This window comes from Enterobacter sp. QK-SA4 (assembly GCF_056856775.1).
Genome location: NZ_JBXFXH010000007.1, coordinates 3,056,583 through 3,079,572, shown reverse-complemented (window position 1 = coordinate 3,079,572; position 22,990 = coordinate 3,056,583). Strand labels below are relative to the sequence as shown.

At 38.4% G+C, this 22,990-nt stretch carries 26 protein-coding genes and 1 pseudogene; 17 read left to right on the top strand and 10 right to left on the bottom strand.

Features of this window, described 5'->3' with window-relative positions; genetic code table 11:
- Window positions 1–72: 72 nt before the first annotated feature.
- A complete protein-coding gene (locus AC1VYI_RS16475) occupies window positions 73–540 on the bottom strand; it encodes a DUF4756 family protein (protein ID WP_032667109.1) in 468 nt (155 codons plus the stop codon).
- A 143-nt stretch (window positions 541–683) separates the two neighbouring features.
- Window positions 684–1,418, bottom strand: coding sequence for a DNA-binding protein (locus tag AC1VYI_RS16470; RefSeq protein WP_482881885.1), 735 nt, complete (start codon window positions 1,416–1,418; stop codon window positions 684–686).
- 885 nt (window positions 1,419–2,303) lie between these two features.
- Between AC1VYI_RS16470 and AC1VYI_RS16465 the strand changes: the two genes are divergently transcribed.
- The 10 genes and pseudogenes from AC1VYI_RS16465 to AC1VYI_RS16420 all read left to right on the top strand — a co-directional run bounded on the left by AC1VYI_RS16465 (window position 2,304) and on the right by AC1VYI_RS16420 (window position 8,887).
- Entirely contained in the window at window positions 2,304–2,636 is a 333-nt protein-coding gene (locus AC1VYI_RS16465) for a hypothetical protein (RefSeq protein ID WP_482883358.1), read from the top strand.
- Window positions 2,637–3,141: 505 nt separating this feature from the next.
- Window positions 3,142–3,708, top strand: a complete 567-nt coding sequence (locus AC1VYI_RS16460; protein ID WP_482881884.1) for a hypothetical protein — start codon at window positions 3,142–3,144, stop codon at window positions 3,706–3,708.
- 15 nt (window positions 3,709–3,723) lie between these two features.
- On the top strand, window positions 3,724–4,275 hold the full coding sequence (locus AC1VYI_RS16455; protein ID WP_482881883.1) for a lipoprotein: 552 nt from the start codon (window positions 3,724–3,726) through the stop codon (window positions 4,273–4,275).
- Window positions 4,276–4,285: 10 nt separating this feature from the next.
- Window positions 4,286–4,561, top strand: coding sequence for a hypothetical protein (locus tag AC1VYI_RS16450; RefSeq protein ID WP_016243640.1), 276 nt, complete (start codon window positions 4,286–4,288; stop codon window positions 4,559–4,561).
- A 458-nt stretch (window positions 4,562–5,019) separates the two neighbouring features.
- Window positions 5,020–5,235 carry a hypothetical protein gene (locus tag AC1VYI_RS16445; protein ID WP_008499885.1) on the top strand — a complete coding sequence of 72 codons (216 nt, stop codon included), beginning with the start codon at window positions 5,020–5,022 and terminating at the stop codon, window positions 5,233–5,235.
- Window positions 5,236–5,325: 90 nt separating this feature from the next.
- The gene (locus AC1VYI_RS16440; protein ID WP_008499884.1) at window positions 5,326–5,607 is read left to right on the top strand and encodes a helix-turn-helix domain-containing protein; all 282 of its coding nucleotides are present in this window, start codon (window positions 5,326–5,328) and stop codon (window positions 5,605–5,607) included.
- On the top strand, window positions 5,600–6,700 hold the full coding sequence (locus AC1VYI_RS16435) for a reverse transcriptase family protein (RefSeq protein ID WP_016243639.1): 1,101 nt from the start codon (window positions 5,600–5,602) through the stop codon (window positions 6,698–6,700). The genes AC1VYI_RS16440 and AC1VYI_RS16435 overlap by 8 nt, the downstream gene beginning before the upstream one ends.
- 219 nt (window positions 6,701–6,919) lie before the next feature.
- Window positions 6,920–7,570, top strand: coding sequence for a hypothetical protein (locus AC1VYI_RS16430; protein WP_016243638.1), 651 nt, complete (start codon window positions 6,920–6,922; stop codon window positions 7,568–7,570).
- Between the two features lie 120 nt (window positions 7,571–7,690).
- Window positions 7,691–8,106, top strand: a pseudogene (locus AC1VYI_RS16425) (transposase); the annotation flags it as partial.
- A 190-nt stretch (window positions 8,107–8,296) separates the two neighbouring features.
- Window positions 8,297–8,887 carry a hypothetical protein gene (locus AC1VYI_RS16420; RefSeq protein WP_016243637.1) on the top strand — a complete coding sequence of 197 codons (591 nt, stop codon included), beginning with the start codon at window positions 8,297–8,299 and terminating at the stop codon, window positions 8,885–8,887.
- 20 nt (window positions 8,888–8,907) lie between these two features.
- Here the strand turns inward: AC1VYI_RS16420 and AC1VYI_RS16415 are convergent, their stop codons facing one another.
- The 3 genes from AC1VYI_RS16415 to AC1VYI_RS16405 form a co-directional block, all read right to left on the bottom strand.
- On the bottom strand, window positions 8,908–9,510 hold the full coding sequence (locus AC1VYI_RS16415; protein ID WP_155020748.1) for a hypothetical protein: 603 nt from the start codon (window positions 9,508–9,510) through the stop codon (window positions 8,908–8,910).
- Window positions 9,511–9,602: 92 nt separating this feature from the next.
- Window positions 9,603–10,300 (bottom strand): IS1 family transposase gene (locus AC1VYI_RS16410; RefSeq protein WP_223433957.1). Its coding sequence is split into 2 segments (ribosomal slippage): window positions 9,603–10,051 and window positions 10,051–10,300, totalling 699 coding nucleotides; the frame shifts between segments, so codons are not numbered across the junction.
- A 50-nt stretch (window positions 10,301–10,350) separates the two neighbouring features.
- Window positions 10,351–10,533: a hypothetical protein gene (locus tag AC1VYI_RS16405; protein WP_482881882.1), complete on the bottom strand. Its 183-nt coding sequence runs from the start codon at window positions 10,531–10,533 to the stop codon at window positions 10,351–10,353.
- Window positions 10,534–10,924: 391 nt separating this feature from the next.
- Between AC1VYI_RS16405 and AC1VYI_RS16400 the strand changes: the two genes are divergently transcribed.
- Both AC1VYI_RS16400 and AC1VYI_RS16395 read left to right on the top strand, forming a co-directional pair.
- The gene (locus tag AC1VYI_RS16400) at window positions 10,925–11,125 is read left to right on the top strand and encodes a hypothetical protein (RefSeq protein WP_016243635.1); all 201 of its coding nucleotides are present in this window, start codon (window positions 10,925–10,927) and stop codon (window positions 11,123–11,125) included.
- 21 nt (window positions 11,126–11,146) lie between these two features.
- On the top strand, window positions 11,147–11,650 hold the full coding sequence (locus tag AC1VYI_RS16395; RefSeq protein ID WP_016243634.1) for a hypothetical protein: 504 nt from the start codon (window positions 11,147–11,149) through the stop codon (window positions 11,648–11,650).
- 26 nt (window positions 11,651–11,676) lie between these two features.
- Here the strand turns inward: AC1VYI_RS16395 and mobQ are convergent, their stop codons facing one another.
- Window positions 11,677–13,086: a MobQ family relaxase gene (gene mobQ, locus AC1VYI_RS16390; protein ID WP_103786794.1), complete on the bottom strand. Its 1,410-nt coding sequence runs from the start codon at window positions 13,084–13,086 to the stop codon at window positions 11,677–11,679.
- Between the two features lie 726 nt (window positions 13,087–13,812).
- On the opposite strand from mobQ, the gene AC1VYI_RS16385 reads away from it, so the two are divergent.
- The 4 genes from AC1VYI_RS16385 to AC1VYI_RS16370 all read left to right on the top strand — a co-directional run bounded on the left by AC1VYI_RS16385 (window position 13,813) and on the right by AC1VYI_RS16370 (window position 15,488).
- Entirely contained in the window at window positions 13,813–14,097 is a 285-nt protein-coding gene (locus tag AC1VYI_RS16385; protein ID WP_016243631.1) for a DUF3892 domain-containing protein, read from the top strand.
- Window positions 14,098–14,287: 190 nt separating this feature from the next.
- Window positions 14,288–14,539: a hypothetical protein gene (locus AC1VYI_RS16380; RefSeq protein WP_016243630.1), complete on the top strand. Its 252-nt coding sequence runs from the start codon at window positions 14,288–14,290 to the stop codon at window positions 14,537–14,539.
- Entirely contained in the window at window positions 14,536–14,889 is a 354-nt protein-coding gene (locus tag AC1VYI_RS16375) for a conjugal transfer protein TraD (protein WP_016243629.1), read from the top strand. The genes AC1VYI_RS16380 and AC1VYI_RS16375 overlap by 4 nt, the downstream gene beginning before the upstream one ends.
- A 179-nt stretch (window positions 14,890–15,068) precedes the next feature.
- A complete protein-coding gene (locus tag AC1VYI_RS16370; RefSeq protein ID WP_016243628.1) occupies window positions 15,069–15,488 on the top strand; it encodes a hypothetical protein in 420 nt (139 codons plus the stop codon).
- Window positions 15,489–15,494: 6 nt separating this feature from the next.
- On the opposite strand, the gene AC1VYI_RS16365 is transcribed toward AC1VYI_RS16370, so the two are convergent.
- Both AC1VYI_RS16365 and AC1VYI_RS16360 read right to left on the bottom strand, forming a co-directional pair.
- Window positions 15,495–15,740 carry a hypothetical protein gene (locus tag AC1VYI_RS16365; RefSeq protein WP_016243627.1) on the bottom strand — a complete coding sequence of 82 codons (246 nt, stop codon included), beginning with the start codon at window positions 15,738–15,740 and terminating at the stop codon, window positions 15,495–15,497.
- 68 nt (window positions 15,741–15,808) lie between these two features.
- Complete coding sequence (locus AC1VYI_RS16360; protein ID WP_016243626.1) at window positions 15,809–16,207, bottom strand: H-NS family histone-like protein; 399 nt, start codon at window positions 16,205–16,207, stop codon at window positions 15,809–15,811.
- Between the two features lie 184 nt (window positions 16,208–16,391).
- On the opposite strand from AC1VYI_RS16360, the gene pilV reads away from it, so the two are divergent.
- The gene (pilV, locus tag AC1VYI_RS16355) at window positions 16,392–17,762 is read left to right on the top strand and encodes a shufflon system plasmid conjugative transfer pilus tip adhesin PilV (protein ID WP_008499873.1); all 1,371 of its coding nucleotides are present in this window, start codon (window positions 16,392–16,394) and stop codon (window positions 17,760–17,762) included.
- 225 nt (window positions 17,763–17,987) lie between these two features.
- Here the strand turns inward: pilV and AC1VYI_RS16350 are convergent, their stop codons facing one another.
- The gene (locus AC1VYI_RS16350; RefSeq protein ID WP_482881880.1) at window positions 17,988–20,948 is read right to left on the bottom strand and encodes a type III restriction-modification system endonuclease; all 2,961 of its coding nucleotides are present in this window, start codon (window positions 20,946–20,948) and stop codon (window positions 17,988–17,990) included.
- A 9-nt stretch (window positions 20,949–20,957) separates the two neighbouring features.
- Window positions 20,958–22,964 carry a site-specific DNA-methyltransferase gene (locus AC1VYI_RS16345; protein WP_482881879.1) on the bottom strand — a complete coding sequence of 669 codons (2,007 nt, stop codon included), beginning with the start codon at window positions 22,962–22,964 and terminating at the stop codon, window positions 20,958–20,960.
- Between the last annotated feature and the right edge of the window lie 26 nt (window positions 22,965–22,990).

Here is a 22,990-nt window from a genome sequence, read left to right as displayed (position 1 = left end):
ATAATATAGTAAAAATTACCGCTTGAGCAATCTAATACATCCCATTTTACACGAAATAACATAGTGTCATTTTTAAAGAGACATTTTTCTACGTTTTTGGCTTGATGAATCGAACTCTGACGAGATTTGAGAGAGTTGCTGAAGACTTTGTTCAACGGAGCGTTGGAATTCCATAGCGGCTTCTGTACGCTGCTTTATGACTAAGGCAATTATTTCTTCATCGCTTTTCTCAAGGAGATTTCTCCTGTAGAGACTATACGTTTCGAGCTTATCAATGTTTTTAGAAGCAAAAGCGGAGGCTTGGTTAACAGGGTTAAGCTCATCAAGAAATTTATCAAGAAGAGATTCCTTTTTTCTGTTCAAACGACGTAGTTCGGTATGTGCTGATTTGAATTTTTGCGCTTTAATGAAAGGAATACTATCAGCACGAAGTTTGCGATATTCTTTTTTGTATTCTTCAATAGAAATGTGATTTTTTAGTTCTTCGACTGTCTTTAAATATTGTATTAAATCATTGTTATCTGTTTTTACGTTTCTCATGAGAATACCTCGTTAATAAATAGTGGATATATTTATATGTTAAGGTATATAGAGAAAGTGTCAAATTAATGAGGGGTTAAATATTTTATTCCTGCCTTCGTTGCATAAAAGTATTAAGGATGTTTTTTCCTTATTGTCCTGTTTTAGGATGCAACTTTTAAATAGGTGTCGATATCAGCCACGTCTTTTCTTGCCGCTTCATTTTCTTTTGTTCTTTTATATACCTTTCGCCGCTTATCGATCTGGACACTGTTTTTAGCATTAGGAACAGCATTATTTTTCTTCTTCTTGCTAAAAACAAAGGCATCTGTGTAGATCTCTTTATTTTCAGTTTCCAAAGATAAGTTTCGTCTTTCTTTCTGTGAAAGATCTGCATAATGCTCTGGATATTGTTCAATATCAGCATTGAGGCTTTTTGCATTACTCAAATGCTCTTTACGTTTTTCATCAAGTTGATGACTCATACCCTTGGCAAAAATATTAGAGTTGATATACAGGTGTCCATGATGTTCAACGAGAATACCTTTTTGTTTTAGCTTTTTGAATATGTTTGACATATTACCGGATGCGATATTCAACGCTTTACAGAGTGATGACTGTGAGAGGTTGATTAGGTTTCCAAACTCCATATATTCTAAGATATAAGTCAACACGCGGAATTCATTCTTAGATATATCCAGATCAGAAAAAACACGAAAGTTTGAAGTAAAAGTAAAAACATAAGGCTGTGCAAATGAGATCGCTTTATCTTCTTCTGTTGCAATAACGGTGGTTGATTTTATATCTTTGTTTTGTAGCAAGTGTCTTGCGATATCAATCTTTTGCTCTGTGGTTAATGTTTCAAATAAGCGAAGTAGTTCAGTGTCATTAGTATTCATATTATTCTCTCTTATAGTTTTTATTATGCCTATTTTAATACTATGCAGAAAAATGAAAGTCAATAGTAAAACTATAAATAAAATAGAACTTTTATTATTATGACATTGCTATATGTTAAAAAAACTATGTTTAAACATAGATCCCGCTATGTTTAAACATAGGACGATTCTATGTTTAAACATAGGGAACTGCTATGTTTAAACATAGGAAAAAAAGGTGTGAAGCCTTGGTTTTATTGGGCTGGGACAGTGCTTATAATTAAATAATTAGTAAGAAGTTAAGAGAGTCTAGCTTTCCTTTTACCGTATGTGCAGAGAGTTTTACGTAAAAATATGTGGTTTTCTGGAGAGTTATTTGCAGCGAAGTGATTGTTTCGTACAATCACGTAGCGCTGCTGATGTTTCAGGAATACCGAAATTGTTTTACCTTTATTTTATTGGCGGCTGTCGCCGAAATTCTTTATGGATAAATCCATCATTAACAGGGATAAACACTGTTTCAGCAATGTGATTGTTTTGAACAATCACTAAGTGCTGCTTCTCTGTATATAGTTTTCCTATACGATTAAGAGCAAATGCTATATGTTTTAGTGTTAATACTGTTATGATATATAGGATCATATATATCTTATTATAATTAAAAGAACAGAGATTGATCCTTTTGGCTTTTCCCTCAAACATAGCAAATACCATTGTTAAAACGTTAAATATATTTTACAGCGTTAGGGCGTAGCCGTGCGTCAGCACATGAGCTTTAGCTCATAAGATAAATATTTTTTCAAAAGAATAAGAAAAAAACAGGTAAAGCGTTAATTAACAAAAGTTAAATTTGATCTTCACCAATCTTATATGGTATTAAATAATAAATAAGAAGGAAAATAAATGATGAACAACATTAAGATTATTACACTCTTTCATGCAAATGAAAAAATACCATTTATAACTTGTATAGTTAAAAATGTTGAAGAGAATGAACAAGGAATAAAACTCACTTTGGAATATGGTGATAATATCCATGTCAAAGATTATGGCTATTTCTTCTTATCAGAATCAGCAAATGAGTTTGATCAGGAACGAATGATTAATACATACAGAAGATTGATTTCTGAACTCAGCCAAGTTAGCGAAGAAACAATAGAGTCCTTAGTTCCGAAGATATCGAATAATATGAAAACCAATTTCCCGGCAAGTGGTGTGAGTGCTTTGGAAGATGATTGAAAAATCTGAATGGTAGCTACCATTCCATATGAAACAGTATATTAAAACATGCGTTGCATACAGGTTTTTACAACACCATATCTGAAGATAGCTACATTACCTGAGATCTAACAATCCCTGTCTGCGTAATGGTCGACAGGGTATTATCTGTTCCGACCTATACCTTTCTATCTCCATCCATGTGCAAACAGCTACTGACATGGCTCTTTGTGTACATTACATGTCTTATTGATCGATATAAAAGATCAATAAACTGCATTTGATAGATTTTAACTATCAAATTAGCGTCAATTGATCGGTGTTTTAATTGTTTATATCGATCGATTATAGATATATGATAGTTTTAATCTATCAAATGATTTGAATTCGATCGATACAAACGATATGACGAACAGAAAAATAAATTGAATCCTATCAATTGATTAATGCTTTTTTACAGCCCAGAGAGACCAACCTATGGGTAGGGCTGTCTTTGACATAAAGTTTCCACACATTGGGGATAGATATGAAATTACGGATAGTGATGCCACTGGTACTGTCTGCTGCCGCACTAACAGGATGCCAGCAGCTCAACGACGGCGTGAATACAATTAATGGAGCAATCAGCTCGTCGTTGTCTTCAGTAGGTAAAGCGCTGGGGAGAACAGCCACCACTCAAAGCCTTGGCCCGGTATCATCTGTATCTGGCCTTGGTGCTGTTTGCAAAGACTATGAAGAAAATGCAATGGCAGCAGAAAAGAAATGGACAGGCAAAAGGATCTCTATCATCAATGCCACTGTTCTTGAAGTTACGAAGGGCAGAAGTGCCAGCGATATGATGACGGGAATGCCCAAAACAGCCCCTAACTATTACCTTTTATTTAAAACCTCTGATACGAGTTACTGCGGCGGTATGGTCTGGCTGGATTACTACTCTGGTATTGATGATGCAGTTCTTACTTATAAGAAAGGGCAGAAAGTCAGCGTCACCGGAACGGTAAACAATTTCGAAGTCCGTGGGTTCGCTACCGTCAACAATGCCGATATGCCAGTTCGTCTGGTTGTTCTGAAAAACGGCACAATCAATCATTAATTCCGGGATAACACTATGCGTAAAATTTTACTCGTGGCGGGTCTTGCTGTTCTTGTATCGGGATGCGGTGAAAAAGGCGATTTTAAGAAAGCGATCAACGCGAAACTATCACAATCAAAGCTGTGCTACTCCCTGCAGGACAACGACATTGTATTCAATAAAGGTTTTCCGATTAAGGTTAACCGTGGCTACCGTTCTGCCAGATACAGTGCCAGTGATGAAATCCTTAAGGGACTTGTTGAACAAGGGCTGCTCACTGTTTCACAACAGGCAAATGGCTTTAGCAGTGTTGATGTTCTGGAAGTAACTGACAAGGGCCAAGAGGTTGAGTTTTGGAACCGTGAGAATGGTGCCTGCGTCGGTCATCGGGAAGTTACTGAGATAAAGGAATGGACCGAACCGGGAAACGGTAATCAGAAAGTTGTTCGCGTATCTTATACATGGAAGTTGGCGGATGTTCCTTCATGGGTGGACAAAAAAGCGTTCTCCAGCGTCAAGGGTATGAATGAACCTGAAGAGAGCATGATTAATCTTGTTAAAACCAGCAATGGCTGGAAAGCGCTCTAAGGGGTCTATCATGGAAAACAAAACTATCCAGTGTCCTTTTTGCTTGAAAGAGAGCCAGCGCGGTGTTCATGTCTGCACCGGCTGCATGGCGACTGTTTTATATGGGGCTTATCCGCAGTGGTATGCTTTCGTGGTTATATTGCTTACCTTTGGCCTGTCTATATTGATCGGAATGTCTGCGGGGATTGCTGGGGCTACTATCAGCCTACCAATAATTGCTATTGTGGCTTTTATAGCTGGTAAGGCGATCTTCTCTGATAATGTTGTGTTCAGGAGGAGGATGTAAAACCCCCTTACTGTAAGTGCAAAAAAACCATGTCTGCGGATGTAGATGTGGTTTTTTATTGCATAATAAATAATTTTATATTCCAAAATGATATATGTGATATGTTGCCTGTCAGGCAACACTTGGCTATTATCAAATCATGGACGAACGAACTCGTTTGTCTTTGCTCTTTAAAAACCTCTAGGATCGGTAAAGGACTGAGTGAAATTTTCAGTCAACCATTTCTCCAATACGAGACGTGGCCCATGTCCCTCTTCATTGTGATCGTAACTTTATGCGAAATGTATGTAGCAATCGTATATCTACGATACGGCATTGTTTAATGCTGAAATGGCGGGGTATCCAATCAGTTGTGTTGGATGGGTGTTGGCTGGCTTTGTCTACGGTGTGCAACACGATCCACAGGACATTTTGGCGGGGATGCAAGTTGCATCGTGTTGTTAAAATGAGAGGTTTTTATGAAAGATGTTTTAGACACTTTGCGCCGAGTGCGTGAGAAGAGCAAACACACTGTAGACAATAGCTCTTTGAAAGAACTGGATGATGCAATACAAGCCCTTGAAGAGAGAATCAGGGAAAATTCAAAAGGCTGGTCTGCCTTAGATTATCTTCCCTATGTTGCTAGGATCTTGGCTGTAGTTAAGTTTCTACACGGTGATTCTGATATTCATTGATTTCTACCTACTAAGGAGATTTGTTATGTATCCATCTTCATTTTTTGAACGAGCAGCCAGCCATGTCAATCCCATTATCTGAGGTACATTATGTTAGATATTGGTTCAACCATTAAACTATGCCGTGAAGCACGTAAACTCACACTACAAGAACTATCAGATAGAACGGATTTAACTAAATCTTATTTATCTCGTATAGAAAACAATCAAAGAGATCCTACTATTACAGCGTTAGAAAAAATATCATTAGCGCTACACATTCCACTAAATATCATTATCCTTCTTTCTGAAAGTGAAGAGGCAAATGATGAGTTTTCTGATATCAATAATATGCTCAAAAAAACTATAATGGATACGTTAGTTAATGCATAAAAATTGGAGTTATTCAAACAGGCCACTTGCTAATATAGAGTCTCTATTAAAAATGCTAGAAACAAACGAAGAGAGGCTCGCTTATGTTTTAAAAAACAAAAAGAAATTTTTCAAAACGGTACCAGTATTAAGAAAAGGAAAAAAAAGAACGACGTATAAAGTGGTTGGGGAGTTATTAAAAATACATGAGCTTATTAAACAGCGTGTTTTTTCGGGGATATCACTCCCGGAGTATATTACTGGAGGTAGGAAAGGAGTCAGCTATATAGATGATTGTATATCACATCGGAATAAGTCAATTATCATTCAAGAAGATATGAAGGATTTCTTTCCTTCTATAAAAGAAGATCTGATAGCTAAAGCATTTCAATATTACATGAACTTCTCTCCTGAAGTTTCTTCATTAATAGCCAATCTGTCAACACTTGAAGGCTCACTTGTTCAAGGAACTAAATTAAGTACTGACATTGCCAACTTGATATTTTTAGAAGAGGAGGCTCTTATCAGTGCAGAAGTCGGAAAAATAGGTGGAAACTACACGAGATATGTCGATGATATAACTATTAGTTTCGAATCAGAGATTAATAATGAAGATATTTCAAAAATAAAAACAATGATTTTGTCAATGGCGCTAAAAAGTGGGGTTAGATTAAATAGACAGAAATCAAAAGTTTTGAGGAATGGTCAGTCCAAAATTGTACATGGTGTAAAAGTAATCAAAGAGCTTAGGCCAACACAAAAAAGAAAAGATAATATAAGGATGTGTCTTTTCAATTTGAAGAAAAAAGTGATTGAAAAGGAAAGTGTTATGGATGTTCTTATTTTGTATTTTAAAATTAGAGGGTTAGCAAATACCTTAAAGCAGCAAGGTGATAAAAATCATGCTGAGTATATAGAACAAGCCAAACAGTTAGTTGCTGGTGTTGACAGAAAGGATGCAATAAAATCAATCAGGGAGATGAGAAAGGTTAAGGATATCAGGAAGTTAAGATCATTATATTCAAAGTTAAAACCATTAGGTAATTCATCTAAAAGTATATCTGCTATTTTGGATGTTGAATATAAAACCTGCAAATGTAAGCTAAATAGCTAACTGATCGATAAATTATGGGGGGTTACATTATTTATCAACACGATAACCGCATGGTCTCAATCGTGGTGAATTACAAATATGGCTCATTTCTCGTAATCTGCGGGTGAAGTATAGACCCAGTCCGCTTAATAAAAGATGTGGTTTTTTGTTACACGTTTATCATGTTCAATGCCAGTGGTATCGTGTTTCATTAACTGGAGTTTTTGTGGTGAATAAAAAATGAATAACAGACTTAATCAGCTATACATCAAAAACAATGATATTATTAATGAATATAGGAAAAAACATTCAGATAAAAATCTTCATGGACCACTTCTTTTAAATATCAGTAATTATTCATCTCAGAAGATAAAATTGATGGTTGTAGGGCAAGAGACGTTCGGCTGGAATAAATCTCTCTCAATAGTAGAACAGCGAACCACTTATCAAGATTTCAATTTTGGATCATCATACTACAGTAGTGCTTTTTGGAATGTAATTAGGAAAGTTGAAAGATCACTAAGTATTGAGCCATATGCTATTGCGTGGTCTAATCTTAATAGATTTGATGTTGATTGCGGCTCACCTGATCGTACAGAACTTGCACAAGATATTGCTTCGCTAGACTATCTAGTTAAAGAGGAAATTAGTATTCTTAAACCCGATGTATGTATATTTTTTACGAATCACAAGTATGATAAAAGACTGAGAGACTTATACCAAGATTTAGTTTTTGATAATATTCATGGATTGCCAAAGAAACACTTTACAAAATTAAATCACCCAGATCTTCCGAAGCATACACTTAGAGCGCCGCATCCTAGAACAATTAGAACGCAACGATGGGAAGATGATTTTATTATGGCTGTCTCACAATTTAAAAATAGTTGATTGGCAATATATTATTTTAATAATACATGCCAAGTAAAAAAGAAGATATGGTAATGACTCCGAAAAACCAGTACATACATAAGTAAAATATTCTTCTAACCTGAATGCAGGGGGATTTCTATGAAACGATCACGTTTTACTAACATTCAGATCATCACCATTCTCAAAGAGGCAGAGGCGGTACCCCGGTGCCTGAATTGTGCCGGGAGCATGGCATCAGAAGTACCTTTTTTTATAAATGGTGCTCAAAGTTTGGCGGGATGGACGCGGCACTGATGAGCAGCTCTGAAAGAGCTTGAAGAAGAGAACCGTCGGCTGAAAAAAATGTATGCCGATGAGCGTCTGAAGGCCGAAATTATTCAGGAAGCGATGGCAAAAAAGTGGTGAAGCCATCAGACCGGAAGCGGATGGAGCAGTATGCATCAGAACACCGGGAGATCTGTATCCGTCTGGCCTGTTAGCTCTTTGTTGTCAGCGAATGTTGCTACCGCTGCAGGCGCTTACTGAGTCAGACGTCGTTCGCCACGGGGTACTGGTGCTATGATCGGCATCGCTCAGTCCGGTTGGTGATTTTGGTTGGTTTGGCGATTGATCAGATCGCACAATTCGGGCTGAGTTCCCTTTAAGTGATCTATTATTCCGCGCAGCTATTTAGCGAAAGACGTGCAGTATGGTAAATTGGACTGTCTATTTTTCATTCCCTGAGAGTGTGAGACGAGGTTGATAGTGAAGTATATAGGCATTACAGACCATGCAAGGCTTAGAGTCAAACAACGTACAGTACTTTCTACAGATGATGTAATGTCATTACTTTATAGCAGTTCCTATGTGAATTTGGGTTCTAAGCCGGGAATTCAAAAAGCGCATTTGTTGATATACAGTAATATCGAAAATGCTTGGTTTGTTGTAGTTCGGGATGTTTTGAATGGTGATGTGATTACGTTTTTGACAGAGGATTATCACGTTAATCTATTCGGAAAAATAAGTGATGTCGATAAAAAGGAAGCATATGAAAAAGCAACAAGACATTCATCTCAAAGTAATGGGGGAGAGTCGAAAAATATAAATATCTCTTTGAGTTTTGTCGATTGCTATGGGGCAGTAAAAACAAAAAAAATAAAATCCTTTCCTTATGATGGAAAAAATATATCAAAGGATGCTTTTTTGTTGTCTAAGGATTTTAAAACGTTAGTTAAACAAGTTAAGAGTGGTGTTGAAAGTGGGGAGGTTGGAGACGTCTTTATCGGTACTAATTATGAACCAGTATACTTGAAGGTCGCATATAGTAAGAGTGACTATGTTATTATTGATATTTGATGTTCACTCTTACTTTTATGTTAGCGATTCTTCAGCTCATTACATGTACTACATGGTGTAAATCCTATGGCATCAAGTATATCACTTGAATATGCATGGTTTGTTATCTTATTTATTTTTGTTATTTTTTGGAAGATTTCTGCTTTTACAGTTTCTTTTAAAAGATGCCAATCGCAGATTGTTTTATGTTCGTCTGGTCCCATTTTTCCCTCGTTAAGAAGTTTGTCTCGCAGATGTGACGCAGCACCGAATTTCTGTACTATCCTTTTGTTATTCTGATAAAAAACGAGAGCGTTTGAGATGCTTTTTGCACACGGTTCTTGGTCTGACTCAAGAATGCTGAGCATATCTTGAGTGTTCGCCTTCCCACTGTTTCTGTGATGCATTTTACCTATGGAATTAATGTTTGTACCAAATTTAATGTTGGCGCTAAAATAAAACACATCTGGATTGGTGGTAAATGTTGTGATATTTTCAATGAAAAACTTTCTGTACTCTTCTATTGATTTTTCAGGTATTTCATCTGGGATTGTGAAGTTTTGATAGTCCGATGTTATTTTGGGACAGTTATCGTAGTAATGATATGTCTTATGACGACTTATAAAAACGACCCTTTCTCTCATTGCTGCATTGGTAATTAGTTTTCTTTTTTTTGTTTTTATGGTTTCAGGTGTTTCATTATTTAGAATTTCATTAATTGGGTAATGATTCCAACTTACTGATAGTGTTTTATGTTCAGATAATGCCCGATGACTTTGTCATGCAGCTCCACCGATTTTGAGAACGACAGTGACTTCCTGCCCAGCCTTGCCAGATGTTGCCTCAGATTCAGGTTATGCCGCTCAATGCGCTGCGTATATCGCTTGCTGATAACGTGCAGTTCTCCCTTCAGGCGTGATTCATAAAGCGGCCAGCCATCCGTCATCCATACCACGACCTCAAAGGCCGACAGCAGGCCCAGAAGACGCTCCAGCGTGGACAACGTGCGTTCACCGAATACGTGCGCCACAACCGTCCTCCGTATCCTGTCATACGCGTAAAACAACCAGCGCTGGCGTGATTTAGCGCCGACATAACCCCACTGTTCGTCCATTTCCGCGCAAACAATGACGTCACTGCCCGGTTGTATGCGTGAGGTTACCGACTGCGGTCTGAGTTTTTTAAGTGACGTAAAATCGTGTTGAGGCCAACGCCCATAATGCGTGCACTGGCGCGACATCCGACGCCATTCATGGCCATATCAATGATTTTCTGATGCGTACCGGGTTGAGAAGCGGTGTAAGTGAACTGTAGCTGCCATGTTTTACGGCAGTGAGAGCAGAGATAGCGCTGATGTCCGGCAGTACTTTTACCGTTACGCACCACGCCTTCAGTAGCTGAACAGGAGGGACAGCTGATAGAAACAGAAGCCACTGGAGCACCTCAAAAACACCATCATACACTAAATCAGTAAGTTGGCACCATTACCCATTAATTGCAATCATATTTCCAAGCGAAGATATTTCTGATTTTGTAAGGATTGCTGCTTTTGAATATCCATGTATGATCTTCTCAATGGCGCTACATGCTTTTGATGTAATGTCATAATCTATTTCTAAAACACCTGAAATTGAGTAAAGAGTACTTTTTGTCACAAATACATTCATTGCATTTACCCTTGTTCACTGCGAAGGAATGCCTCTATTTATCATAAAAACTATCAACTATTAAAGTATTTTTAGTTCTATAAACCATTGTATGGGCGTTTCCCTTGAGACCGTAGGCGAAAGCGCGATGTGGAGTGGTAAGTTTAATGATGATAAAAACTACGATAAGGGTGAAACTTTGTTAGAAGAGGATGTGGCAGGGATGGTGTAAGATTCACACTGTGACCTATCTGGATCATGCATGGTATGGTTTGGGATACAAATGCTTTTATATTAAACTGCTTTAAAATCAATTATATAGAGCCATCTTTCCTTAGTGTGAAAACTGTATAAATAATTGACAAAAAGAGATTTTTGGCTTAAATTTGTTCAAGAGTTATAGGAGGTTATTATGCTGAGTTTAAAGGCCAAAGAACATCAAATGCTGCTCAAGCGTGGTGCGCATATTGACGAGTCGGATCTGATCAAAGCACCTGTTTGTAATGGCACAAGAGAAGAGCGTTTACAGTCTCTTTTAGAGTGGCAACGTCATGTTGCAAAAACAGTTCTTGGTGAAGATCAAGAGGATATCCCTCATCTTCTTTATAAATAATGGATTATGCGCTAATTAAACATGCCTGCTATCGTTTATTATCATCCAGAGTTTATTAGTGGTAGTTATCGAGGAGAGAAATTTTGTGATTTCTCTCTTTTGACTAATGATTTTACTTCGAATTGTGAAGCTGTCCTTTTATCACTATTTGTCCTTGATGTTGAAGATGGAAAACTTCTTAGAGGGAAAAATAAGCCATCTTGGACTGATACTAATGGTGATGAAATATCAATCCTTGTAGGATATAAATCAGGCCGTCATTGGCATTATCATATTGGACCATATAATCCTAACTCAACATATACTCAAGCCAAGATCCGTGATTTAAATATGTCAGGGGCAACATCCGCAGCAGTTATTCATTACAGATGGTATGATCCTACAACTAAGAAAAAGTTAATAATATTATCTTTTGGTCCGGGACACCGTAAATTTCCCAAAACCAGAGACTTGCCTAATCATTTAAATTCTAGAGGTGGACTTATCAGCTTTGCTAAACTTATCAAAGCTATCACGGATAAATGATATTATAGTTTCTTTCTGTTATAGCTCTACGAATCTGAATCTCTACCTCGTGATCTCGGTGGTCTAAACTTTGGATAGCTATTCTTTCTCACCTGTTCAGGTGGTATGGATGGAGTGAGATCCATAATGTGATCATGTTCTGGCTGATCCTGCTTAAGACGACTTGGAAAACGCCTAATTTCATCAGATGTTGGTTTGTAGTCATCCTTGTTAAATCTGGCACGTCTTTCATGCTCAGCGCGTGGGACGTAGATGCCTTGAACTTCATCAAAGACATAGTTTTCAGAAATACGCTTATCGTGTTCCGCATCGACTGAAACAGGGGCTGGCTTCTTCTTGGCCCAGATGAATTTCTCTCTTATATAATCTGCTACCAGTAAGGTGAAGCGCTTGAAGATCCCATCCTGACGGGGTTTAACCTGCTTTCTCTTACTTTTAACAGGAGCGCGTTTAAGTGCTCTTGCCGTTGAAGTGGATGGGGTTTTCAGTGTAGTGCGTGTATGAGGCGCAGGAGCAACCAGTACAGGTTTCTGCGAAGCTCTACCTGTGTTATCCGGGATAACAATTTCCTCCGGTTCAGCCAGTGCATGAACCCTAAAGCTGGCAACATCAACCACGATGTCTAATGGTAGATCTTTAAAGGTAAAGTAGGCTTCGTCAGCTTCTTTTTTCAGCTCATCACGTATCGCTTGCTCTGCAGCACGTTGTTCCTGAGCGGCAACAGTGCCCCAGCGGTCACGAGGAATATGAAGTATTGGATCGCGGTTTGTTTCAATAGCTTTAGCCAGCCAGATTGCTTTCTCTTCGTTTGTAGCAGCAGCCGTAGCCTGTTCAAGGGCTTCCTCATACTGAACCCTGATAGAACGGTGATCAATGCGTTCATCGTGACCATACAGCTCAAGGAAGCCATTACAGATTTCCTGCCAGCCCTTACGCCAGCTATCAAGCATTTCAGGCTTATCCCACTCACGGACTTTTTTACCAAAGCCGGTAGAAAGAACCTCACGGGTTGTTCCCATGATATGGATATGCGGGTTATGACCATTGATATCGTGGATAACAACATCAGCAATGATGCCTTGCTGGGTAAAGTGCTCAAGAACAAAAGCTGTAGTCAGTTCAATGTTCTGTTCTGGTGTTAGATCGGCGGGGAGGGCAATTTTAAACTCTTTGGCAAGACGCGCATCTTTTCTCTTCTCTGAAGCCTCAACAGCGTTCCAGAGTGTTTCACTGTCAACAATCAGGTCAGGAGGGGTATGTTCAGGTGCAAAAATCTGCGCAAAGGCAAGGTCCTTTTTATGTGCAGTTTTGCGACCGCAAATTTCACCTGTTCTGTTATCGAAGAAAACTTTACGATGACGATATGCAGCAGAGTTAACTGAAGACTGACCTTCGCCTCTGCTGATGTTCTCCATTTTAAAACTGTATATCGCCATCCAAGTATTCCTCAATGCCAAATGCTGCTTTTCGTTTTACGTAAGGAAAACGCCGGGGTTGACGTTGACCTTGATTTTGTTTCCGAAGGAAACGGTTTTAGCCTGCGGCAGGCAACCGTCGGTAGACCCCACGGCATTAGAGCGAAGCGATAATGCGTAAGTGGGCATTGCTTTATTTTTTATCGCCATAAATGGCTCAAAAATAACGGCAATGTATAAGGCTTGCCTTTATTAATTAATACTAAATATATGAACATCTGTAAAACAAATCGCCGAATTAAGCGGCGCTATCTGTATGGGCGGGCGAAGTATTCCGCGATATTACCCTGATTGGGTTTTGATGGCGTCCGTAGGACAAAAAGAGTGTTAATTTATCCCGCCGTAAGGCGGGAAAACACTAAAATATAAAAAACAGTTAAAAATAAGGATGGCTTCCCTGTTATATAATGAACAGGTGAAGATCAAAAACTAGGGTGGAAAACCGAAAGGTGAAGTGAAAATCACTAAAAAACAAAAATAAGTAACGCGGAGAGTATTAGATATTTTAGTTAGTAATTGCTATCACTTGTGTTGCATAAATTACAAAGTGCGCGATTTAGGTTTTTGTTGACTGGAAATCGTAAGGATATGGCCTAAGCTCAGTGTGCATCACTCCTTAAATAATTTGATAAAATTGGAATGATGAGCATCTTATTAATTACATACAGCAACTATAAGGAGGTTGAAATGTCAGACCATCGAGTGTTATGCATCAATAAAAGCAACCGTCAGAGTGCCCATGAGAGGATAACTCATATTGGTGGCAAGAACGATAATGGCACAAGCTGGAGGCTCACGCAGCAAGAGGCTATAAGCGGAATCGAATCTGGGAAATGGAGATTTTATGTTAATGCAGGAGGGCATTCAGTGTGGGTGATTGTTGCTGTTAGTGCTTCTGGTAACAAATACTTGAAAACTCAAAATGATGGTGAACAGCCTAATAATCTTTTGAGTCTTCCTGAGTGCGCATAAGTGTTAAAAAAAGGGCCTTTTGGCCCTTTCTTACTATTCCATTATCACTTCTGAGAATAATCAGCAATAGAGATGTTTTCAAATTTCATTAAAACACTTGGAGATATGTGATCAAATTTTATCATTATACTATTGATTAATTTATTAATTATGCTAATTGGTGTTAAGGAAATAAATACAAGGAGGTTTAATGTATAAAAATAACGATGAAGCCATCGATCTTGAAGCAAAACGATTACTTGATAACGGAATCTATACCGATCTAAAACAAGCGTATAGTGAAGCAGAAAAGATAATAACAGAAGTACGAGTTGAATTTAAAAAGAAGCAGGAAAGGAAACATTTCCGATCTCGGATAAAATCAATAAAACGAGCACTTTCAGATGATGAGTTCAGAAGTAATATTCCTTACAATCATAGGCATCAGTGGAGAAAAGAATGAATGATGATAAAATAAAAAACACCTATCTAACTGGCAATGTTTTTCAGAATGATAGAAACAGGCCGGAAATTAAGAAAACACTTGAGCAGAAAATTGCTGGAGCGCAAAATAAATTAAATTACCTTAAAGCAAAAGAAAAAAGAGACAGCAAAAAAGAAAATACGCGACAAAAAATAATTCTTGGTGCAGAAGTTGCCAAGGTTTTAAACTGTGATATAAGTGAGGTAGATAAACAATTACTCTTTGGTTTGCTGTTAGAAGTTCCATCTTTACATACGCACGATATCGAACGGTATAAAGTAAATGGACAAATCTACATTGAAAGAGTTCTCAAGAAGTTCAGGCCATAAAGTCATTTCACGTCCGAACAGCTCTCCTGCTTAAAACTTGTTTTAGGCTGGGGAGCTGTTGAGCAAGCCCCAGAGGGCGCGGTAGGTTATTTTAGTATATTTATTTACATTGTTTTAATGTGTGCAAATGAAAATTGATAATGGGAAATTAATTTTTTAATATTTAAACTGGAGGCTATATGAATGATGGTAATGAAAAGAGAGTGATGGTATTAATGAGGAGAGAACAGATTAAGCTTTTGGAATGTTTTTTTAATAAAATGCTTAAAGATGGAATAGACCCAAGGTTTATAGGGAGGAGAATTTCAGATATATATACAGAGAACAAAAATAGTAAAACACGAAAGATATTGTGTAACGTCTTTTCCAGAATGAATCCTGAAGAACTTAAATATTTAATATACTATCTAAGATATAGACACCATGAAAAGCATGTACTTTTTTACAGTAATGAAAGATCATCGATTGCAAAATTAATACTTGAGCAAGTAGATGAGGCTGGAGGTGATTTTGTTATGTACCGTAATACGCTAAGAGATTCGTTTACTGATATAACAGCTCCATTTGAGGTATACAGTAAGGACTTTCGCCCTTACTGATTAATTTCAAGATTTAGAAAAAGAATTCTTGCGTGATCTCTTTTTTTCTATTTTATTAATTTCATTTTTTTCATTTTGTATAGCAACTTTATCGAGGGCAATTATTTCTTCTTCAGCATCACAAAGGCGTGTATAACGCTCTGGAAGCATCTTTTCATCTAATAGATCGTAGATAGCCCATTCTATCGGCTTGATTAGTTCAGAATCTTCTATTTTTTCGTATTTTACAACAATAGCTATATAACGAGACATAATGAAACCTCATAAAAATTTAATTTTCATTTTGATGATACACCCCAGCTAACAGGGTGTACCATACATTACATAGCAAAGTCTTCCAGAACCTTACCGCTTTCCAGTGCAGCTGCAATCACTTTTGGTGTTCGCCCCTGACCTGTCCACGTTTTCTCATCGCCATTTTCGTCGATGTATTTGTACTTTGCAGGACGAGGAGCACGGACAGCAGCAGGACGTGATGATTTAACATTACCCAGCAGCTCAGACGGGTCAATGCCATCTTCAAGCAGTTGCGCACGCAGGGCTTCGATTTTGCCCTGACGTTCAGCATTTTGTTGCTTTGCGATTGTTTCCTCTTGGCGTCTGTCTTCGACAATAGAAGTTAATTTCTCCAGCATCTCTTCAAGTGTAGCCAGATCTGTTTCTCGTGCCTGAGCGCGAAGGGTACGGATGTTATTAAGTGTTTTAATAGCGTCAGTCATTACCTTTTATCCTGAATGTTTAAGATCATAAGCAGGATAACATACAAAAGACGATAATGGATAAAATTACGCCTCCTAATTTTTATTGTTAACGGTTTTTTATGGATTACATCTTAACCAACCTTGACCTCTTTTTTATTTTTGTTAATTGATACGTACGTGAAATAAAAAAAGGACGATGAAAATGAAAAAACAAAATAAAAAAGGGTTCTCTTTGCTGGAACTTGTTTTGGTGCTGGGTGTGGGTAGTATGATGGCGTTTATGCGCTTTCAGGATATGAAGAATGAGCAAGACACGGTGATTGCTAAGGCTGTTGGACAACAAATGAAACAGATGGGGGAGGCGGTCAATGGTTATATCAATATCCGCTATGACAAGCTTTCTACGCTGACGGCGAGCAGCAGCCAGTCAAGTGATCCGGGTCCAAGAACGTGTGATAGTTCTGGTTGTGAAATCACTTACCAGACACTTATTAATGAAGGATTATTGCCAGTATCATATACCGGGGTAAATGCCCAAAAATCATCTTATAAGATACTGCTAAAACGTACAGGAACCACACCTAACTATGTTATCAATGGACTTATTACAACGACTTTACCTTGGAGTGAGGGTGGTAAATATCGCTACGACTTATTAGGGAAGGCTATGCAGGAAGCCGGTATTGATAGCGGAATGACACAATCAGCAACTGTGGCATCAGGGCTGCAGGGGGCGTGGAAAGAAACATCAACAGATTACAGTAATATCAACAGTGCAGGTCTTATGGCCTATCGTGTTGGATATGATTCAGCGATGTATTCTGTTTACTTGCGTCGTGATGGGACACTCCCTATGACAGGTGATCTGAATATGGGTGGGAATGACATTAATAATGCGAAAGATATCACCGCAACAGGAACTACGACTTCTGGTATATTACATTCAACAGGTGATACTAATGTTGGTGCAAATCTGAATGTTTCAGGAAATACGCAGGTAAATGGCACAATAAACTCAAACAATACGGTATCAGGTGCAACAATCACTTCCCGTGGGGAAACTTACACTCAGAACTGGTTCAGAACATTGGGTGATACAGGCTGGTACAGCCAAAAATGGGGTGGTGGCTGGTATATGAGTGACAGCTCATGGATCAGAGCATATAGTAACAAAAATGTGTATACAGGTGGACAAATCAGAGGTGGTTCTGTTCAAGCAGATGGAAGACTCACAGTTGGTGAATTTGCCCAACTAAATGGAGTAGCTAATGCCGGGGCTAGTTGTTCCCCTAATGGCTTACAAGGTAGAACGGCAGCAGGACAAATCTTATCATGTGTTAATGGTGTGTGGGCCTCATCTGGCGGTAAACCGAGAAAATCATTTTATTATTATTCAAACTATAATAACTCATACAATTATTCCTATATTGGTCAGCATGATGTCTGTGTATCTATTTATGGAAATGAAAATGATCAAGACGATACTTGGAGAGGGGTTGAGCAATACGCGACTGATTTGTGGAGAATAACAGTCAAAAATGGTAGTGAAATGGCGCTGTGCTTAGATTGGTAATTTTTATATATTCATATCTGTTTGTTTTATTTATCATTCAAAAACCAATGCTATATTGATTTATTGTTTACTATAAGGCAGGGGGAATAAATTACATCTTGTAAAAAATAAATAAAACATATTTTGAATGGGAGCCATTTTTCCTAAGTATGAGGTTCTGTATTCACTCCAGTGGAGTGTTCCCTTAGAGGGAACGCAAAGGGCCTTTCGACCCTTTGTTATATTCTAGCTATTGCTCATAACTTCATTTAAATTTGTGGCTCGCATATATCTTGCTGGATTAACTTTTAGCTCTTCAAGTGCATCAAAATGAGCAGTGCCACAAGCTATTTTTGCATCCTCTTCATTGCTAAGTCCGATATGCTTACTTTTTGTTTCGACGACAAAGTAAATATGTTCTTCGCCATTGTCCTCAATAACTAAGGCCCAGTCGGGATTATAAGTTCCTAACGGTGTTGGGATTTTAAACCAGCCGGGAAGCTTCACATAAAGCTTAACTTCATCCTGTTCTTCGAGTTCCTGAGCGAAACGATTTTCAACATCAGAATCTTTAGGAACATATTCGTAAACTGATTTAGATGAGGTTTCAAATAGATTTCGAGCATATCCTGTAAGTTCTTTATCTATAAACAGGCTTTGTGCATATACTTCACCTTTCAGTGGATAGTATTTAATACCATCAACAATCGACAGGCGTTTGCAGTAGTTGATGCGGCCTATGGCTTCACTGATAAATTGCTGCGGATTTTTAGCAAAATCAGCGAGTCTTCCACTTTCTTTCAGGATGGTGCTTAAACTGCGTCTTGTCAGTCCGGTTTTTTCCTGTAGAACACCAAGAATATCTGGCAATGGCTGCTCTGCAACATCAATTACAGTGCTTGTTGTCCCATTAGACAGAGCTTTAACATCAAGGCCAGATTGACTTTGTTTGATCGTTGCTTTGCTGAAACTGACCATTGCTTTTGCTACAGGCTGCATTTCAGAAAGTGATTTCGTACAGGATTTAATCAAAGCTTGTTCATCAAATGCCAGTCGGTACAGCGTTTTTTGACAAATGCGCTGCCATAACGCTTCGAATTCCGGGCTGTTTAAGACTTCTTTCCGGTATTTGATAGTTTTACGCTCATCAGCATTGTTTATATTAAGTCGCCCTGCTGATTTACGCAGGATAGTTTCAATTTGTTCCTGTAGTGAGGCATACTTCTCACTAACAACAAAAGTGTTTTCGAATAATACTTCTTTCAGGGCTTTGGTGATTTTTCCCGATTTTTCAAGATAACCTTCAGTTTGTAGTTCAGACCAAATCTCATGTGAACCTGCGATACCTACTGGCTTTGCCGTATCTGAAAAAATCAAATGTGCAAACGCTTCTTTTTCGATGATACCGAAACGGATACCTGCTTCATTCTCAATTTCAGTCTGTAATCGTTCAGCGTAGGATTCATAATTTTCGCTGGCAATAACAGTCAGAATGTTAATATTATCATCACGAACACGCTCACCTTCTTGGTTAACGCACAGGCGAAGACCACGGCCTAATGTCTGACGGCGTTCACGTTCACTACCCATTTCACGCAGGCTACAGATCTGGAATACATTGGGATTATCCCAGCCTTCTTTTAATGCGGAGTGTGAAAAAATAAATCTAACCGGATTGGAGAAACTCAAGAGCTTCTCTTTATTTTTCATGATGAGATTATAACCACGCTCAGCATTTTCACGACCTGCATTATTGCTTTCGCTTGTTTCAGCCCATGCACCTTTTTTATCGATGGAGAAATAACCATCATGAACGTCTTTCGCATGTTCTGGGTGAGAAGGAATCAAATCTTTATATGCAGGGCTTTTAATAGCTTTGAGGTATTCTTCTTCAAAAATACGAGCATATTCACCCGGTTCACGCTGTCCTTCTTCATTGAACTGGCGGTAGAAATCAACCTTATCAATGAAAAACAGAGTAAGGACCTTGATTTGCTGATTGTTGAGACGCAGTTCTTTATCCAGATGTTCACGGATTGTACGTCTAATCATATGACGCTGGATGAGCATAGGGTCAATATCACCAACAACATCACCAACGTTCATATAGTAGGTGTTTGATGGTGTTTCGAGTGTAAGATAACCCTCTTTACCCGTACGGATCTCACTGATTCGGAAACCTTGGTAAATATCCCGTCCCGTTTCATCGTCGAGCGTTGTGCCATCATAAACTGTAATTTCTGTCCGGTTCACCACGCCTTTTTTATCAGCGACATCAACAAGAACAGTAGCATTGATGGCGTTTTTCTTACTGTTGATGCTTAGCAGCTTAACATAAGGGCTGTTACTCGCATTCTGGACTTCAAGCCCGGCAACTTCGATCTGTTTGACCAGCTTTTGATTGTAGGCATCAATAGCGTCGAGGCGATAAACCATATGATGTTTATGCACATGTGTTGCTGAATAGCGTAAGGTAAACATGGGGTGCATAGCATCAAGTGCGGTTTTACCCGCACCGTTTAATCCACCATCAACACTTTGAGGCTCATCGACGATGATTATCGGACGTGTAGCCCGGATAAGATCGATAGGTTTATCCAGATCGTCAACGGTCGTTTTTTCACTGGACTGATAGAGCTTGTTAACATCTTTTTTGTTAATCGCACCCACAGTCATTACCATGATCTGCATAACAGAACTGGTTGCAAAATTTCGAACATCCGCAGGTTTTGCCGAATCATAAAGATAGTATTCGTATGGGATACCCGCATACAGGCTTTTAAAATGTTCTTCAGTGATTTGTAGTGTTTTATAAACGCCTTCCTTGATGGCAACGGAAGGAACAACAATAATAAATTTACTCATGCCGTAGCGTTTGTTCAACTCAAGCATGGTGCGAAGGTAAACATACGTTTTACCTGTCCCTGTTTCCATCTCAACAGTAAAATCATGGCTGTCGAGCACAGGTGAAGGTGGAAGCTGGTTTTTTAACTGAACATTGTTCAGATTTTTAAGCAGTACATCATCTTCGGGTATTTGTGGGTTAACAGGCATTGAACCTGTTGCGCCTTCAAATGAGAGTGCACCCTGAGCTGGGGCCAGAACAGTCATTTCGCTTTCCCATTTCTCTTGCCCTTCAAACAAATCACAGACCGAAGTTATGGCGTTTTGCTGATAGGTAAGGTCAGATTCAAAATGTAGTTTCATCTCATTCCCTTACAGGCTGTGCAGGTTAGTCAGGCCATGTTGTTCCAGAATGGCGCAAAGATTTGTTTTAGCAACGTTATTTTCAAATGCGTCATCAAGAAAATAGCAGACAGTATCTTTGCCAGCCTTCAAACTCTTATGCCAGTCGATGATCCCCTTGGTCAGTACCTCAACACAAGAGGCTGGGATTTGACTGGTAAAGCAGGTAAACAATTTTCCACCGTCAACACAAGAAACGGTTAATCCATCAAACTGACGGGTTTCAACGTTAACACACAGATCAATGCCACGCTTAAGTATTAATTCAGCAAGTAGGTCTTCTTCACTACGGCCTTCAATAATTGGGCTTATATAGGCATCAAGTTGTAGTGAAAGACTTTCCGCTGTTGCTTCCCAAGGCCGAATATTGGATGTGTCAAGTTTAAATACACGGAACCCAATGTCACCATTCCAGTCTGGATTATCTTCACTAACCTTTTTACCTGCACGGCGTAGGCGCTCTTTTGTGATTTCAGCAATATTTTTGGGTGTGCCCATACGCTCACAAAAATTAAAAGCTATTTCTTGTTCTTTATTTTTATGATTAAAAGGTTCCGGTAGTTGAACTAAAATAAATCGGCGATTAACATGATCTTTTGCATTTTGTAAAAAAACTGAATGCCCAGATGTGCCTGAGCCAGCAAAAAAATCAACAATTAAATCATCTGTATTACTTAAATAAGCAATTAAAGATTTAATGTCATTTACAGGTTTAGGGTGAGAGAAAACTCTTTCACCATCAAATAATGTCGAAAATTCATTGGCAGCAGTTTGAGCATAACTATAATGAACAGAAGTCATTACTTGATTACTATTTTCAAACAGATTGGTCCGAATTCTCGGGACTGTTTTTTCATCATCTCCAAATACAATCTTACCTTTTTCGTACTCTTCCCAAAAACGAGCTTCTGTTGGGTATCTCCAACCACTGGTTGGTAATTTACATGGTTTTCCGGTTGTAGGATGAACTATCTCATACGTTGGACCATTTCCACCGGGCCAGTTAATATTACCATCATCTCTATATGGACCTTTTTCATCTATTTTAGTAAACCTTTTAAGTGGTGCTCTCGGGTCATCTTTAGAAATTGATTTATAGTAATCAAAAACATCTTCCTTAATTAGATCCCAATTGTCACCATGTTTTAATTTTGATTTATTAAATAAATCTTGGAGATAGTCAACACCTTCTTTTGCGCCCCTAAAGATAATTTCGCTGTCCGTTAAATAAGACTCATTCCGGGCATAAACCAACATGTATTCATGTCCGACGGAAAAATATTTTGCGTCGTTTTTTCTATTTCTATCCCAAACTAATGTAGCTAGGTAATTCTCTCCTCCAAATATTTCATCAAGAGTGATTTTGATATTGCTTAGTTCTGAGTCATCAATGCTTATTATAATTACCCCATCATTCCTAAGTAAATTTTTAGCAAGTTTTAAACGTGGATAAATCATATTCAACCAGTCTGTGTGATAACGCCCACTGGTTTCTGCGTTTGTGGTGATTCGTACCCCATCTTCTGTTTGTCCTGTCATTTCAAGATAATTTTTCATGTTATCTTGGAAGTTATCAGGATAAACAAAATCTTTACCGGTATTGTAAGGCGGATCAATATAAATAAGCTTAACTTTTCCGGCATAACTTTTTTGAAGAAGCTTTAACACTTCAAGGTTATCACCTTCGATCATGAGGTTTTTGGTGTTATGCCAATCAACGCTTTCATCTTTACATGGGCGTAAGGTGCCACGGGAAGGGGTAAGAGCAAGCTGACGAGCCTGACGCTTACCATGCCAGTTCAGGCCATAGCGTTCTTCTTTGTCGTCTACATATTCACCCAAAAGCTGCTTTAAAACCTCAAAATCAATACTGTCTTCATTAAAAGCTTCAGGAAACAATGATTTAAGCTTGGTGATGTTATCGGCAGTGATATTCATTGATTGCAGTTCGGGCATTTCAGGCGAAAGTTTGTTCATTGACCATTCCACGTATCTGTATCAGG